Consider the following 365-nt stretch of genomic DNA (forward strand, 5'->3'; position numbering starts at 1 on the left):
CCGACCCGAGAATCAGCGGCTACGAACTCTCTGCACGGCGCCCAGCTGACGTAACCAGACGCGAGTACCGATCAGTAGTTACGGGACAACGCTTAGGGCGTGTCTGACAATTCCCGTCGTCGCCCGGAGGGCGGCCTCGCGGCGTCAGGTGCGTGCTCTCGGCGTGCCGGGCGTAGGGCCTCGTACTGGATGTACTTGGCTCTGCGCCCGGTGCGGCGAGAGTGCGTGCATGGCGTCGCGAGGCAGGCGGGAATTGTCAGACACGCCCTAGGTGTGCTGATCGGACAGGTTGGTGACGCGGCTGGCTGGTGTTTGGCCGCCGATTCCGGTGTGGGGTCGGTGGTAGTTGTACCAGTCCAGCCAGC

1 protein-coding gene is annotated in these 365 nt (G+C 65.5%); it reads right to left on the reverse strand.

All coding sequences use genetic code 11. The features are described 5' to 3' along the window. Positions 1-267: 267 nt before the first annotated feature. Positions 268-365: integrase core domain-containing protein (locus KUM03_RS24870; protein WP_217246962.1), on the reverse strand; the 98-nt coding region annotated here is incomplete at its 5' end.

This window comes from Streptomyces sp. AC602_WCS936, assembly GCF_019049125.1.
GTDB lineage: Bacteria > Actinomycetota > Actinomycetes > Streptomycetales > Streptomycetaceae > Streptomyces.